Origin of the sequence: Myxosarcina sp. GI1 (assembly GCF_000756305.1) — a bacterium.
GTDB lineage: Bacteria > Cyanobacteriota > Cyanobacteriia > Cyanobacteriales > Xenococcaceae > Myxosarcina.
Map to the genome: position 1 here is coordinate 1 of NZ_JRFE01000015.1, position 14,676 is coordinate 14,676.

Sequence of the window (14,676 nt, forward strand, 5' to 3'; positions counted from 1 at the left end):
CAGGGGTTTCGGGAGTCTCAGTTACAGGAGTCTCGGAAGTTCCAGGAGTTTCAGTTACAGGGGTTTCGGGAGTCTCAGTTACAGGAGTCTCGGAAGTTCCAGGAGTTTCAGTTACAGGGGTCTCGGGAGTTCCAGTTCCAGGAGTCTCAGTTACAGGGGTTTCGGGAGTTTTAGTTCCAGGAGTCTCGGGAGTCTCAGTTATAGGGGTTTCTGTTACAGGGGTTTCAGGAGTCTCAGTTACAGGAGTCTCGGGAGTTCCAGGGGTTTTAGTTCCAGGGGTTTCGGGAGTCTCAGTTACAGGAGTCTCAGTTGCAGGAGTTTCAGTTACAGGGGTCTCGGGAGTCTCAGTTACAGGAGTCTCGGAAGTTCCAGGAGTTTCAGTTACAGGGGTCTCGGGAGTTCCAGTTCCAGGAGTCTCAGTTACAGGAGTCTCAGTTGCAGGAGTTTCAGTTACAGGGGTTTCGGGTGTTTCAGTTACAGGAGTTTCGGGAGTCTCGGGAGTTACAGGAGTCTCGGAAGTTCCAGGAGTCTCAGTTACAGGAGTCTCGGGAGTCTCAGTTACAGGAGTTTCAGTTACAGGAGTCTCGGGAGTTTCAGTTACAGGGGTTTCGGGAGTTTCAGTTACAGGAGTTCCAGGGGTTTCAGTTACAGGAGTCTCGGGAGTTCCAGGGATTTCGGAAGTTCCAGGAGTTTCAGTTACAGGGGTTTCGGGTGTTTCAGTTACAGGAGTCTCGGGAGTTTCAGTTACAGGGGTCTCGGGAGTCTCAGTTACAGGAGTCTCGGGAGTTACAGGAGTCTCGGCTACGTCTGGGGTGTCGCCACTACCGATGTTGTCTTGCTCTTGAGGAGTGCCTGAGGTGTCGCCTCCTGAATTCGTTTCAGGGGTATTTGGTTCGGGTACTATTTCACCTGGATTGGGAAGCGTAACATCCGACATATTGCCCGATTGAGAACGAACTGGAGCGATCGCAATTAAAGACCAATTAAGAAATATGCTGATATTTAAAAGTAGCCGAAATAACTTCATATTTTTTTACTTTATTAAAAAATAAAATTACCTTAAAACTTAATACGAGAAAGAATATCCCACGCCAATTACAAATCTAGCTCCGTCTCCTGCCGAACCCGTGATATCTGTAACGGCAGGTACTATTACTATTGGCAACTTTTTGAACGGAACTATTGAAGTTCCAACAGTTAAATCCTGACCCGTCCATTCGGTCACGATGTTGATTGGCTCGATCGCTCTAACAGCAATGCTGCTAAACACACCTACAGTTTCATCTCCATTTTCGATATCAGATTCCGAACGAAATTGTCCGCCACCAACGCCAATAGATGTGTAAATTTCACTAAATGGCTTAGTTACATCTTGACGCAGAGCAAATCTTTTAGTAACAACTCCATAGACAGAAGAACCACCGTCCGTATTCCCCCAGGTTGTCGCTCCCTGAACTCCAGCTGCCACAGCAAAATTACTGGGTAAGCGACGATGTAGCTTGAGATTAAACGTACCATCGCGAAAAGGCGCACTGACATCGACCAGACTGACTCCAACTTGTAAGCCAATGTTTTCGCGAGGATTTCCCAATCCAAAACTCAAACCAATTACTCCATCCGATTCGCTGCGAAAACGCGCTCTTTGTTGAAACCCTACACCAATACCAACACTTCTCCAAGAAGCACCATATCCCGAAGGATTAATGATGGTAACGCTAGGAGATGACCGATAATTCCTGTTAGAAAAAGTAGGAACGCGCAAAGGTATTCTTTGTGGTTCAAACTGCTCTTCTCCTTCTGATGGTTGACGGCGTAAAGCTGGTACTCCTTCGCTATTATTATTCTCGGTTTCTTGTGGCTCGGCAGCTATTTTCATACCTATTAATACAGGAAAATTGCGCTGTAATTGTCGGTTGTTATGGCGATCGCCTAAATCCAGGTTATTTACTCTTAACTCTCGGAGATTTTGGTTTATTGCTTGAGCTTGAGCTGACTGATTCAAGGCTAAAATAAATTCAACACCAGCAACTAATAAACAAACTCCTCCTAGCAATATTTTTTTATATGTCATTCATTTCGATCTCGAACAGATTTTTTTATTCGCCTGACTATAAAAAGCGAATGTGAATGTTATTTATAGCCAATAGTTTTGACTCTGGAATATTCTTTATTGCCCGATATAAATTATTTATTTGCGATTGCCGAAGGCAGCGCGCAAAGCGCGATTGCCAGAAAAACTATTAGAAGTGTCAACTACCAGGGCCACCAGCTAGGCTGATAGGGAGTATCAATACTACTGTAAACACCTCTAACTCTACCGAGAGCGACACATTCTAAGGGATCGCGATTGTCGAGAACGCAGGGAGCGTCATAGTTAGGATTGATGCTAAATAATTCTTCGCTGTCATCAGAGGAACAGGTTGCGTCTTTTTCTGATACCGCACAAACCAATGAGCGATCTCCTTGTAGCTCGGTTTTCAGATAATATTCTTGTTTTTGCTCTGCTTGTTGTCGATTAATTTCTTGAAGCTTAGTTGCCGTTTGTTGACAGACTTCGGTGGCTGACTGGTCTGGTAATAGATATTCTTGATGCCAGCTAATTATTGGAGTAAGCTTGACATTTCCAGGAGTAAAAGCGAACATAGTAGGCGTTTCAATCTCCGTGGCACATACAAAGATAGTGTCGCTAGTATTTTGACTGTAGCTTTCTTTCGCCTGTATGGATGTTGTACTCAGAGCGATCGCGCCAGTAACAATTGCCAGGTAAAGATGTTTATTATTCATCACACTGTAAGTGTTGGTATTTTTTGTAGATTTCTGTCTAGGTATTTTTGACGAAACTACACTGTATATTGTTCATTATTTCACTAAATTTGTGAAGCTAATACAAACTATTAAATTTTGTAGTTTAATTTAACACTAAAGTGGTACTAATTCGGGAAAATTAACCAATAACTGTTCGTCATTGAGTTCGTCTCCTAACTTTGCAGGAGAAAAATGAATTTGAATTGCTCTCAATTTTTCTTGGTAGTGAAGGTCGATTAAGGCTTTGAGCCCGTATTCTAAGGCTTCAATGTCTGCTAGATTAGTTTCCAGGTCGGCTACTTCTCCTTCGTAAGCTACAACCAATATGACTACTAAGTTTTTCGTTACTGGTAATGATAGAGGTTCATCTGCTTGTAGTTGAGTAAAATCTACTTCACTAAGATATCTTTGCCCAGAGTCGGTAAATAACTCGTTAATGTAGTCAGCAGCATCTCCTTCATTCCAGAAAACATCTCCTTCATTGCCCGCAGCTTGCCAATAAGTATTCATTTGTAAAAGATTTTGACAAACTGTTACTAATCCTTCACCTAAAACTTCCAAATCTCCATCGGCATCTACTGTTTCTCTAGCAACTTGATTGAAAACCCCTAGCAATGGTGCAATTTCTTGTCCTGCCAGATGAATAAACAGACGAGAAACGACAAAGCGGGTTTTGCCGCTAAAATGATTGAAGCGATCGCGCCAGGAACTCATACTTTTACGAAAAATCGAACACTACTAATTTCTTATCATAGTTGGCAGATTTTAATTATTTAAAATAATTTGGTCGTAAATAGTAAATTTTTCGGTTATGCGTATCTTATTTCTCCATCCCAACTTTCCCGCACAGTTTCGTCATTTAGCTGCCGCTCTAGCCAAAGAAGGCAAACATCAAATCGTGTTTGGCACCAATCGCCGCGAAGGACAAATGCAAGGAGTCGTTAAGGCAATTTACGAAAAGTCTCGTAATGTCCGACCAGAAACCCATCATTACGTAAGACCTTTAGAAAGTGCGGTTTTAGAAGCGCAAGGTGTATATCGCATCGCTCAAAAACTCAAAGACGAAGGATTTATTCCCGATATTGTTTACGGTCATTCGGGATGGGGACCGACATTATTTATGAAAGATATTTTTCCCCAAACCAAACTACTTTGCTATTTTGAATGGTTTTATCGCGCACATGGTTCCGATGCCAGTTTTGACCCTAGCGATCCGATAAATGCCGATGATGAAGCACGAATTAGAATTAAAAATGCTCCCATATTAATAGATTTATATAGTTGCGATCGCGGATTGTCCCCTACTAATTGGCAGCGTTTGCAGTTTCCCGTTGAATATCACAGCAAGATAAAAGTACATCATGACGGTATCGATATTCAATATTTTCAACCACAGCCTGGAGCAAAATTAGTTTTACCGCGAATTAATTTAGACCTATCGGCAGTAGATGAAGTTATTACCTATGTAGCCAGAGGCATGGAACCCTATCGCGGTTTTCCCCAACTAATTGAGACTATTGCGATTTTGCAAGCAAAAAGACCCCAATGTCATTTTGTTATTGTCGGGCAAGATCGAGTCGCCTACGGTAAGTCTTTGCCCGATGATAAAACCTATAAAGAGGCGATGCTAGAAAAATTTCCTTTAGATCTTAGTCGGGTACATTTTACAGGATTACTACCGTATGGAGAATACTTACAGGTATTACAAGCTTCTTCAGTTCACGTATATTTAACCCGTCCTTTTGTCCTGTCTTGGTCGATGTTGGAAGCTTTATCTGCTGGATGTTTAATCGTGGCTTCCGATACCGCACCAGTAACAGAAGTTATTGAAGATGGAGTTAATGGTTTACTCGTCGATTTCTTTTCTCCATCACAAATTAGCGATCGCGTTATCGAAGCTTTGGATAATCTTACTAAAATGGCAAAAATCCGCGCTGCTGCCCGACAAACCATCGTCGATCGCTATGATATTAATAAGCTACTTCCCCAACACTTGGAATGGATGAAAAAATAAAGGAAGAAGAGAGAAGAAGATTTTTAGCTCGATCTAATTTCAATAAACTTATTTCTTATTTTTTCTTAAATAAACTTTATACAAACGCTACGATTAATAAAGAGAGCAAAATATATACTCAAATTTTTTTAATGACAGCTTCTAAAACTAAATCGGAACTAAAAGATATTTCTAATCCACAATGGAAAATTAAACTTTTATATGACGGTCAATGTCCGTTGTGTATGCGTGAGGTTAATTTTTTACGCCAACGCGATGCAGGGAGAGGGATTATTAAATTTGTCGATATTGCCGATCTCGACTACGATCCAGAAGCTAACGAAGGTGTCGATTTTGCTACGGCAATGGGAAGAATACATGCTGTTTTACCAGACGGTATGGTTATTAGAGATCTAGAAGTGTTTCGGCGCGTTTATGAAGAATTGGGGATTGGTTGGGTGTACGCTGCGACCAAACTGCCTATAATTGGTAAGATTGCTGATTGGATTTACGGTATATGGGCTAATTGGCGGCTAAAATTGACAGGCAGACCAGATTTATCAACTATCATTGCCGAACGCGAACAACAGCAGTGTCAGTCTGAAAGATGTCGCTTGGACTAACTCGTACGGACGTTTCGCGAAACGTCTTCTACTTTTATGAAAAACTCTACTGCGGTACTGCCATCATTTTTATTGCTCGATCGCACTCTTGAAGATTGGCTGCGAGAAGATATTGGACGGGGCGATCGCACTACCCAAAGTTTGCTAAATTCCAATGAAAATCGGCAAGCTTACTGGATTGCTAAAGAAGCGGGTATCATTGCTGGATTACCCATAGCAGCAAGAGTTTTTCAGATACTCGATAAAGATATTAAGTTTAAACCTTTAGTCGCAGAAGGACAGTATTGCGATCGCCAGCAGAAGTTGGCTATTATTGAAGGCTCTTTAGCTGGATTGTTAATGGGGGAAAGAGTAGCAATAAATTTAGCAATGTCTTTAAGCGGTATTGCTACTTTAACCAATAAATTCGTTACCGAAATTGAAGATTTACCAACACAGCTAGCCGATACTCGTAAGACTACCCCAGGATTGAGAATATTAGAAAAATATGCTACTCAGGTAGGCGGTGCAATCAACCAGAGAATGGGTTTGGATGACGGCGTAATGATTAAGGATAATCATATCGTTGCCGCAGGAGGAATAGCCCAAGCGATCGCCCAAATTCGTCCTCGCGTCCCTTATTCTTTAAAAATTGAAGTAGAAACCGAAACTCTAGCGCAGGTAGAAGAAGCCTTAGAACACGGTGCGGATTTGATTATGCTGGACAATATGACTGTAGAGATGATGCAACAGTCAGTAAGATTAATTAAACAGAAAAGCGATCGCGTTAAGAGCGAAGCTTCGGGTAACATTACTTTAGATAATATCCGCGACGTTGCTGAAACAGGAGTTGATTATATATCTAGCAGTGCGCCTATTACTCGTTCTAGCTGGTTGGATTTAAGCATGAAAATGGTTGCCTCCTAAATTTCCCAACAATGGGGAACTTTTCTATAAGTGCCATATATTTATTAATTTGAGCTTTGATGCGTTCTAGTTCTTTATAGCGAACGCCAATAACTCGCATATATTCTTGTTCAAAAGCATTTAATTCTGCTTGAAAAGTCGCCAGATTTAACTCTTTTTCGGCTAGTTCTGTTTCTAATGTTGCTAGTTCTAGCTTTTTCTTTTCCAGTTCTTCTTGTTCTGGTGTAAGTTTGTGTACAATTCCATGTTCCATAATCTGTAGAGACTAAAAATGCAGTGTCTCCACAATCTTAATTTCCAAACCTACCTGTAGACTTCCGTAGAATCTGCTAAGAGAATAGATCTTGCTTCGATCTTTTAAAATACAAATAAATAGTTTTTGGGGAATAAATCCCATGACTGCGATTACAGTTAACTTCAACTCCATCATCGACATTAGCGAGGAACAGTTCTATCAACTGTGTATTCATAATCCCGATACCAAATTTGAACGTAATGCCGATGGAGAAATTATTGTCATGTCACCTCCTGGCGGAGAAACAGGAAAACGAAACGCTAAATTAATTGCCAAATTCATTGTTTGGAACGAACGAACTAAGTTAGGAGAGGTGTTTGATTCGTCAACAGGTTACAAACTACCCAACGGTGCCAATCGTTCTCCCGATGTTTCTTGGATTGAACGAGAACGCTGGAATAGTCTTACCTCAGAACAAAAACAAAAGTTTATTCCTCTCGCACCTGATTTTGCATTAGAATTAATGTCTCCTAGCGATTATTTAGTTAATACGCAAGCAAAAATGAGTGAGTATCTCGCTAATGGAGTTAGGCTAAGTTGGTTGATTAATCCTGAAGCCAAACAGGTAGAAATCTATCGCTTAGAGCAAGATGTAGAGTTATTAAATTCGCCTCAGACTTTATCTGGTGAAGATATTTTACCTGACTTTGTATTAGATTTATCTAATATTTTTTAACTTATCGGTGCAACGTTTCAAGTCGCATACATATTTACATTATGTTCTGTTTTTCTTGCCATTGACTATAGGGATGTTTGGCTAAATTTGCATTAAAGTATTTAGGGTCGTCTACTTCGCGATCGATCCAGTCTGGTAAGTCTATAGTTTGTTGTTCGTCTAGCAGTTCTACTTCAGCAATAACCAACCCTTCATTTTCGCCAGCAAATTCATCTACTTCCCAGACAACATCATCTACAGGTATTTTATATCTAGTTTTTTTAATTAACGGGCGATCGCACAAAGTATCAAGAATTTCAATTGCATCTTGATAGGGGATGGAATATTCAAACTCGGCTCTCGAAATCCCCTCACGAGGTCCTTTAATAGTTATAAAGCCGCGATCGCCAACAGTTCTAACTCTAACGGTTTGTTTGCCCGTAGTAGAAATATAGCCTTGAGAATATGGAACTCCTTCAGATAGCTTACGCCAATCATTCCCTTTAACTAAAAATTTACGTTCGATTTCTTGCGGCATTGTTAATATTTAAAAATACAAAACTAAAAAACACTATAGGCTAAAAAATAGAAAAGTTAAATAATTAATACATATAATCGAATTTTATTATTATTTTAATAAACTTTGGTAAGAGAATAACAGCAATAATATATAAGGAAAAGGCAATTGAAAAAAGTAGCGGCAATAATTCATTCACATAAACTTGACGACGTTAAACTAGCTTTAGTTAGTGCGGGAGTTATCGGTATGACTATGTCTGAAGTCAAAAGTTTTGGTCGTCAGAAAGGACTGACAACTCGTTACCGAGGTCAAGAATATCAGTCTGAATTTATTACTAAAATTAAAATAGAAGTAGTAGTAGAAGACGAACAAGTAGATTTAGTCGTGCGAGAAATTTCTTCGGCAGGGCGTACTGGTGCTATTGGAGATGGTAAAATTTTTGTTTCTCCAGTTGCCGAAATTATTAGAATTAGAACTAAAGAAACTGGAACTGCGGCAATTTAACTTAATAGTAATAATAATTTAAATTGCTTTTAAATAGGTCTTAACTTGAAGTGACTAAGCTAGCGTCTGTATTTGAGGTGTTAGCTGTGATTTTACTTAAAACTTTTTCTGTTGCTCTATCAATATTATTAATAGGAGACTTTTTATCGACCTTTTTGTACCACGTTCCCGAACACGTTTTTGGCAAATTTCATAGTATTGTTCATCATGGCAAAAATCGTAGCTTTATTCATTATGCGGTATTAACCAAAAACCCATTAGTGCTTATAGATGGTTTTTTAGGCGCGTTACCTTATTTTGTTTTTCTTCCTTTTAGCTGGCAAATATCTCCAATTGGTTCGTTATTAGGAATAATTTTAGGTGAGCTACACGTAATTTGGCGACACGTTTCAATTATTAATTGGCAAACCCCTAAAGCGATCGCCATAGCCTGTAAACTGTTGTTTATTACTACTCCCGAACAACATTGGCTGCATCATCAAGATGCTAACTTAGCTTATGGTGATATTTTTACTTTCTACGATCGCCCCGCTAGAGTTTGGATGAAATTTTTGCTAACTATTAAACGAAAATACTATCGGCATTCTAAGATATCCAAAGCTTAACCAAAAGATTGAGTTTTGTTTACCTTGATTACTTAAGCTCGATTGATAGAGGTAACTGCGAAACAACACAACTATCATGCTTCTATCAGAGAAACTTGTCTCAGATCGTTATTTCAAAGCTAAAAAACAAGATCTGCTCCTCCAGCTATACGAGAAGGGTGAGGAAGTACCTCTTTCAGATACTGGAATTTGGCAAGTTTATCGCGGCGTAGTTCAATTGAGTAGAATTAGCCACAGAGGTAAAGAAGTAATTTTGGGATGGGCAACTGTTAATTCAGCTTTCAGTAGCTTGGGATACGAGAACCAGATCTATCGTGCTGTTGCGCTTAGCAATGTCTATGTTCGATATTACACACCCCAAGAGATCGGAAAAAACCCTCTTTTGTCCCGTCAGTTATTAGCTCAGTTAAGCGATCGCCTGATTAAATCTGAGGAGTTGCTGGCGATCGTTGGTTTGAGAAAAGTAGAAGATCGTTTGTGGGAATTATTATGTCTTCTCAAACAAGAAATAGGACAAGCTGTAGCTGAAGGTACGCGCATCCAAATTCGTTTTACCCATCAAAATTTAGCAGATATTATCTGTACTACTAGAGTAACTATTACCAGAGTTTTAGGCGAAATTTTAGATAAAGGCTGGATCGATATCGATGGCGATCGCCATATTGTCGTTAAGTCTAAACAATAGAAAAAGGCAAGAGCCAAGAAGCAAGACGCAAGAGGCAAGATAAATTTTCTCATGAATCATTTGGGATTGCTATATTTTTAATTAAAGGTGCAAATCGTACCTTTTTTTATTATCAAAATGACCGTAATTTATGTCGGTGTATTTATTGAAAGCAATTAAATTTTGTTTGGTTCGACTCAAAAAAGTTTTTCTTGCAATTGGACTGGCGTTATTAATTTCTGTTACTGCTTCAATGTTTTGTCTGCCAGCAAACGCAGTCTTGAGACAACACCACGAAACGCCTGGAGTATTGCGCTATCACGCCCAAGATTCGCTGAAAGACAAACAGGGTAATGCTTGGCAAGTAGTCTTGTTTCCCGACAAACAGGCAGCAACTAAATATTATTTACGTTTGGTTGGCTTTCCTGGGTTGGTAAAATTCGCTCATCCGCGATCGCTAGAAATTATTACTTCTGAAGGTAAAGTTTTAACGGCAACCGATGCTTATGCTAATTCTGCTCCCGCTAACAATGTCGGTCAATACGACGTAACCGAGATAATATCGCAGTTTCCCCAAAAAGGCAGTTTAAAATTAGTCATTACTCTCCAAAGCGATCGCGATTTGTCTTTAAAAATTTCCCAACAGATATTAACTGAGTGGCAACTGTTAGCTAAAGAAATTGAAAGTTAATTATTTAGTTTAGCGATCGCCATACCATTTAACTGCCTTTTTTTCGATATCTTTAATAAATCTATCTTTGCCATCCATATATCCTTCTATGTCTTCAGGATATTTTTGGGCTAGTTTACGCTTGAGAGCGCTGTATTCCCAAGCAACTTGAGGATAGGCGATAAGATAATCTCGAAATGCTAAATGTCGCTTTACTTCTGGCGAGTTTACTTCAAAAATATGAACATGATGGGTTCTAATGCCCAATAAATTATGCTTGCGGAAATAGCGACGATTTTTTATACCAAATTCTCCCATCGCTTCATATCCCAACGCTTCCATTTCCGTATTACGTTCATCTACTAAAGCAAGATCGCTAACTTCTACCAAAAAATCGATAATCGGTTTGGCGTAAATTGTAGAAATAGCGGTGCTGCCAATATGGTGAATGGTAATAATGTTTTCACCAATAGCTTTAGCTATCTGCTTTGACTCAACTTTAAAAGCATTTTTCCATTGAGGGTTATGGGGAACGACTTCTACTTTCATAAGTCGAAAAAATATCGATTGAGAATTGTTGGGCGATCGCCAGAGTGTTTTTAGACTCAAGTATATATTACAGATATTCGATCGCTCGGTTGACTCTCTAGTTGGCTATAGAGTTTAAGATAGACATTTAATTTGGTAAAAAATTACTTAGAGAGCAAATAATATGTCAAAACTTTGGAAAAAGCGATCGCTATTAACAATATTAGGAATTGCTTTAATAGCAACCTTGGGAACGGGTTATTTTTCTGCTGAAAGTAATGCCAATAGCAATACAGGCGATCGCGTCAACGTTTGGGATCGAGAAACAGTATCAGATTATCGGGGAACATTAGATATGACCGTATATCGTAGCCCTAACTGTGGTTGCTGCGGAATATGGGTCGAACATGCCCAAAAACACGATTTTAAAGTTAAAGATATCAAAACTGAAGACATGGAAGCTATTAAGCAAAAATACGGCGTACCTCCCCAGCTAGCTTCATGTCATACGACTATTATCGACGGCTATGTGATGGAGGGACATATTCCTGCTGACGACATCAAACGTTTTCTCGCTGCCCAACCCGATGCAGTAGGTTTAGCCGTACCTGGAATGCCTTTGGGAACACCAGGAATGGAAGCAGGAGATAAAAAACAACCCTTTCAAGTACTGTCGTTTAACGAAAGGGGTGAAGTGCAAGTATTTAAAGAATATCAATCTTATTGATATGGTTAATATAGATCGCCGTCGGTTCGTTATTTTAGGTGTTGCTGGTGCGGGAACAGCTTGGTTGAGCAACTGGTTGTTAAGAGGAACTTCTAATAGTTCAATCTCACAAGCCTCAGACAGTCTGCCACCAGTGTATCAAAGCAGTAACGGACTCTTGGAACTAAACCTGGAAGCCAGGGAATATCCCATCGATTTAAATGGAAAGCAAGCATATTTGTTGGCTTATAATGGGCAAGTTCCCGCACCCCGTTTGGAAGCTAAACCAGGAGACAAAGTTCGCATTCACTTTACTAATAATCTGACTCAACCAACTAATATTCACTTTCACGGGTTGCACATTCCCATTACGGGTAATGCAGATAATGTCTTTTTAAAAATAGAACCAGGTAATAAACATACTTACGAGTTTCAAATTCCTGCCAATCATCCAGCAGGAACCTTTTGGTATCATCCTCATTTACATGGTTTGGTAGCCGAACAGCTATTTGGTGGGTTGGCAGGTTTATTTGTCGTGCGTGGCGAACTAGACAACATTCCCGAAATAAAAGCCGCACAAGAAGAGTTCTTAGTCCTGCAAGACTTTGCATTAGACAATGATGGCAGTTTGATGGGATCGATGCACATGTCTTTGATGTCAGGTAGAGAAGGCGACATCATTATAGTTAATGGCTCGATCGAGCCTACTATTTCATCATCAGCCAAAAGATTGCTACGGTTGCGAATTCTTAATGCTTCTCCCTCCCGTTTTTATCGGCTGGCATTAGAAAAACATTCTTTTTATCAAATTGCTACTGATGGGGGTGCATTAAATAAGCCAGTAGAACTTAGTGAATTACTACTCACACCAGGACAAAGAGCCGAAGTTTTAGTAAAAGGAGACAAACCAGGACAATATCGCTTGCTTAATCTACCTTACGATCGCGGCAGTATGGGCATGATGGGTGGTGGTATGATGGGCGGCGGTATGATGGGTAATAACGATTCCGACGAACCGATCGCTCTGGCAACAATCGACTACAAGTCTTTAATTTCAACTACTCTACCTACTAAACTTAATTCCATTGCTAAATTACCAGAACCAGAGGTATTAAGACGCTTTGAACTCAATCATGGCATGAATCCCACTGTAGGCATGGCATTTCTAATTAATGGTAAGCCATACGAGCGCGATCGCACCGATACTCAAGTCAAACTTAATACCATCGAAGATTGGGAAATTGCTAATACAGGAGTAATGGATCATCCCTTTCACATTCACGGTAATGCTTTTCAAGTTATCAGTCGCAACGGCAAACCCGAATCATTACTTGCCTGGCGAGATACAGTACTGGTTAAAAGAGGCGAAACCGTCCGTATCCGCATACCTTTTAATGATTTTGCGGGTAAAACTGTATATCACTGTCACGTTCTCGACCACGAAGATTTAGGCATGATGGGCAATTTAGCGATCGAAGCTTAAGCAAATACCAATTATGTCGCTGATGTTAAACTTAGTTTACAAACTTAGTTTAATGTTTTATGAACGAACCAATTAACATTCATGAGGCTAAAACTCAACTATCAAAACTATTGTCACGAGTGGCTTTAGGAGAAGAATTTACTATTGCCAATCGTGGTGTACCCGTTGCCAAGCTTGTTCCTTATCATCCATCTAAAGACGAAAGCGAAAAGCCTACGGCATGGCTGACGCTACGTGTACCAGGAAGGCTGACTAATCAAATTTATATCAGTGATGACTTTAATGAATTAGATAAAGAAATGATGGGATTATTTTACGGGGAAGAATAAATGAGGTTGTTGTTAGATACTTGTTGCTGGTTATGGTGGTTAGGCGATACTCAAAAACTCAGCCAACAACAGCTAGATGCCCTTATCAGTAGTGACTCTTTGGAAACTAAGTATCAAAGTTAGCAATGGTAAACTAACTATACCTCAACCTCTTAATAAATTAGTAGAAAGAGAATGTCCTCAAGATAATATCAAAATTATAGATATTAAGCCGATTCATGCAATTGATGCTGGCTCTCTTCCACTACATCACAAAGATCCTTTCGATCGCATGATTATTACACAGGCAATCATTGAAAATCTAACTATTGTGACTTCAGATACTATATTTCATAAATACGATGTTTCTGTCTTGTTTTAGTGCGTTAGTAGTAATAACTTCAAATATCTTAGTAAATTTAGTCCGACAAAACGCTTGACTCTATAGTCAACTATAGACTCTAAACTATATTTATCACCAATCAAAACCGTTCTAAGTAAAGCTATGGCTAATTTAGATACTTTAAACGCGCAAAAAGTTAGACTATATCGAATGTTGACCCCCGAACACGAATGTCCCTGGGGAGTAAAAGCAGTTAATTTACTTCAAGATAAAGAAATTGAATTTGAAGACCACAAACTGCGATCTCGTGAAGAAATAGATTCGTTTAAAGCCAAACACAATGTAAAGACCACACCGCAGATATTTTTTGGTGAGGAGAGAATTGGCGGTTATACAGACTTGGCTGACAAATTAGATGTAGAAGTAGAAAGTGATGAAGAAGAAACTTCCTACGTTCCCGTTATTGCCGTATTTTCTACCGCAGGACTGTTGGCTTTAGCTACTACGATGGGCATAACGGGGTTTATGGGTTACTCTCTTTCCCTGCTAGCATCTCTCAAACTAATGGATATCGAATCTTTTGCCCAAGGGTTTGAGAAATACGATTTAATTACCAAAAGAATCAGACCCTATGCCAAAGTATATCCTTTTGCCGAACTGGCGATTGGACTGGGCTTTTTATCAGGCGTAGCACCCTTGGTAACGGGAATAGCTTCTCTAGCAATTGGTGTTAGTGGCGGAATTTCGGTATTTAAAGCAGTCTATATCGATAAGTTAGACCTTAACTGTGCCTGTGTCGGTGGAGGTTCGAGAACGCCATTGGGCATTGTTAGCTTTGCTGAAAATGCGATTATGGCAATTATGGGTGCCGTACTTATTTTTTCTACCACTACGGGAGAAGCAGAATCGGTAAAACACAAAGAAGTCGAACCAAACGCTATTGTTCGCTTGCAGGATGCAAATAATTAAATACCTAAAATTATCGTTATGATTAGAAGCGATCGCCAGTAACAATGCGATCGCTTTGCTCGATCTTTAATCTCTAGTTTTGCTGGAGAATTCTCTACG

Annotated in this window: 19 protein-coding genes and 1 pseudogene; 13 read left to right on the forward strand and 7 right to left on the reverse strand. The window is 39.7% G+C overall.

Features of this window, described 5'->3' with window-relative positions:
* From KV40_RS32090 to KV40_RS10580, 4 genes and pseudogenes are all read right to left on the reverse strand, one after another.
* A pseudogene (locus KV40_RS32090) lies at positions 1–1,027 on the reverse strand (hypothetical protein); the annotation flags it as partial.
* 39 nt (positions 1,028–1,066) lie between these two features.
* Positions 1,067–2,071 carry a hypothetical protein gene (locus KV40_RS10570; RefSeq protein WP_216595594.1) on the reverse strand — a complete coding sequence of 335 codons (1,005 nt, stop codon included), beginning with the start codon at positions 2,069–2,071 and terminating at the stop codon, positions 1,067–1,069.
* A gap of 182 nt (positions 2,072–2,253) precedes the next feature.
* The gene (locus KV40_RS10575; protein WP_036480914.1) at positions 2,254–2,784 is read right to left on the reverse strand and encodes a COP23 domain-containing protein; all 531 of its coding nucleotides are present in this window, start codon (positions 2,782–2,784) and stop codon (positions 2,254–2,256) included.
* 135 nt (positions 2,785–2,919) lie between these two features.
* Complete coding sequence (locus tag KV40_RS10580; RefSeq protein WP_036480915.1) at positions 2,920–3,519, reverse strand: DUF1517 domain-containing protein; 600 nt, start codon at positions 3,517–3,519, stop codon at positions 2,920–2,922.
* Between the two features lie 97 nt (positions 3,520–3,616).
* On the opposite strand from KV40_RS10580, the gene KV40_RS10585 reads away from it, so the two are divergent.
* The 3 genes from KV40_RS10585 (at position 3,617) to nadC (ending at position 6,327) form a co-directional block, all read left to right on the forward strand.
* Entirely contained in the window at positions 3,617–4,819 is a 1,203-nt protein-coding gene (locus KV40_RS10585) for a glycosyltransferase family 4 protein (RefSeq protein ID WP_036480917.1), read from the forward strand.
* A 131-nt stretch (positions 4,820–4,950) separates the two neighbouring features.
* Positions 4,951–5,421 carry a thiol-disulfide oxidoreductase DCC family protein gene (locus KV40_RS10590; RefSeq protein ID WP_036480919.1) on the forward strand — a complete coding sequence of 157 codons (471 nt, stop codon included), beginning with the start codon at positions 4,951–4,953 and terminating at the stop codon, positions 5,419–5,421.
* 36 nt (positions 5,422–5,457) lie between these two features.
* Positions 5,458–6,327 carry a carboxylating nicotinate-nucleotide diphosphorylase gene (gene nadC, locus KV40_RS10595; protein WP_036480921.1) on the forward strand — a complete coding sequence of 290 codons (870 nt, stop codon included), beginning with the start codon at positions 5,458–5,460 and terminating at the stop codon, positions 6,325–6,327.
* On the opposite strand, the gene KV40_RS10600 is transcribed toward nadC, so the two are convergent.
* Positions 6,287–6,580 (reverse strand): hypothetical protein, encoded by a 294-nt coding sequence (locus tag KV40_RS10600; protein WP_036480923.1) that lies wholly within the window; start codon positions 6,578–6,580, stop codon positions 6,287–6,289. The genes nadC and KV40_RS10600 overlap by 41 nt on opposite strands.
* Before the next feature lie 142 nt (positions 6,581–6,722).
* Here KV40_RS10600 and KV40_RS10605 point away from each other — a divergent pair, with 142 nt between their 5' ends.
* The gene (locus KV40_RS10605) at positions 6,723–7,298 is read left to right on the forward strand and encodes a Uma2 family endonuclease (RefSeq protein ID WP_036480924.1); all 576 of its coding nucleotides are present in this window, start codon (positions 6,723–6,725) and stop codon (positions 7,296–7,298) included.
* Positions 7,299–7,332: 34 nt separating this feature from the next.
* Here KV40_RS10605 and KV40_RS10610 read toward each other — a convergent pair whose 3' ends face one another.
* Positions 7,333–7,815, reverse strand: coding sequence for a CYTH domain-containing protein (locus KV40_RS10610; protein ID WP_036480926.1), 483 nt, complete (start codon positions 7,813–7,815; stop codon positions 7,333–7,335).
* A gap of 147 nt (positions 7,816–7,962) precedes the next feature.
* On the opposite strand from KV40_RS10610, the gene KV40_RS10615 reads away from it, so the two are divergent.
* From KV40_RS10615 to KV40_RS10630, 4 genes are all read left to right on the forward strand, one after another.
* A complete protein-coding gene (locus KV40_RS10615; protein ID WP_036480928.1) occupies positions 7,963–8,301 on the forward strand; it encodes a P-II family nitrogen regulator in 339 nt (112 codons plus the stop codon).
* A gap of 50 nt (positions 8,302–8,351) precedes the next feature.
* Positions 8,352–8,906, forward strand: coding sequence for a sterol desaturase family protein (locus KV40_RS10620; protein WP_253274226.1), 555 nt, complete (start codon positions 8,352–8,354; stop codon positions 8,904–8,906).
* Between the two features lie 76 nt (positions 8,907–8,982).
* Complete coding sequence (locus tag KV40_RS10625; protein ID WP_036480930.1) at positions 8,983–9,591, forward strand: Crp/Fnr family transcriptional regulator; 609 nt, start codon at positions 8,983–8,985, stop codon at positions 9,589–9,591.
* A 130-nt stretch (positions 9,592–9,721) separates the two neighbouring features.
* Complete coding sequence (locus tag KV40_RS10630) at positions 9,722–10,261, forward strand: DUF3122 domain-containing protein (protein WP_036480932.1); 540 nt, start codon at positions 9,722–9,724, stop codon at positions 10,259–10,261.
* A gap of 9 nt (positions 10,262–10,270) precedes the next feature.
* On the opposite strand, the gene KV40_RS10635 is transcribed toward KV40_RS10630, so the two are convergent.
* Positions 10,271–10,789, reverse strand: a complete 519-nt coding sequence (locus tag KV40_RS10635; RefSeq protein ID WP_036480937.1) for a GrpB family protein — start codon at positions 10,787–10,789, stop codon at positions 10,271–10,273.
* A gap of 163 nt (positions 10,790–10,952) precedes the next feature.
* Here KV40_RS10635 and KV40_RS10640 point away from each other — a divergent pair, with 163 nt between their 5' ends.
* The 5 genes from KV40_RS10640 (at position 10,953) to KV40_RS10660 (ending at position 14,577) form a co-directional block, all read left to right on the forward strand.
* The gene (locus KV40_RS10640; protein WP_036480939.1) at positions 10,953–11,495 is read left to right on the forward strand and encodes a DUF411 domain-containing protein; all 543 of its coding nucleotides are present in this window, start codon (positions 10,953–10,955) and stop codon (positions 11,493–11,495) included.
* A 1-nt stretch (position 11,496) separates the two neighbouring features.
* Positions 11,497–12,957 (forward strand): multicopper oxidase family protein, encoded by a 1,461-nt coding sequence (locus KV40_RS10645; protein WP_036480941.1) that lies wholly within the window; start codon positions 11,497–11,499, stop codon positions 12,955–12,957.
* Between the two features lie 59 nt (positions 12,958–13,016).
* On the forward strand, positions 13,017–13,286 hold the full coding sequence (locus KV40_RS10650; RefSeq protein ID WP_036480943.1) for a type II toxin-antitoxin system Phd/YefM family antitoxin: 270 nt from the start codon (positions 13,017–13,019) through the stop codon (positions 13,284–13,286).
* A gap of 76 nt (positions 13,287–13,362) precedes the next feature.
* On the forward strand, positions 13,363–13,647 hold the full coding sequence (locus KV40_RS10655) for a type II toxin-antitoxin system VapC family toxin (protein ID WP_052055538.1): 285 nt from the start codon (positions 13,363–13,365) through the stop codon (positions 13,645–13,647).
* 123 nt (positions 13,648–13,770) lie between these two features.
* Positions 13,771–14,577 carry a glutaredoxin gene (locus KV40_RS10660; RefSeq protein WP_036480945.1) on the forward strand — a complete coding sequence of 269 codons (807 nt, stop codon included), beginning with the start codon at positions 13,771–13,773 and terminating at the stop codon, positions 14,575–14,577.
* Positions 14,578–14,676: the final 99 nt, after the last annotated feature.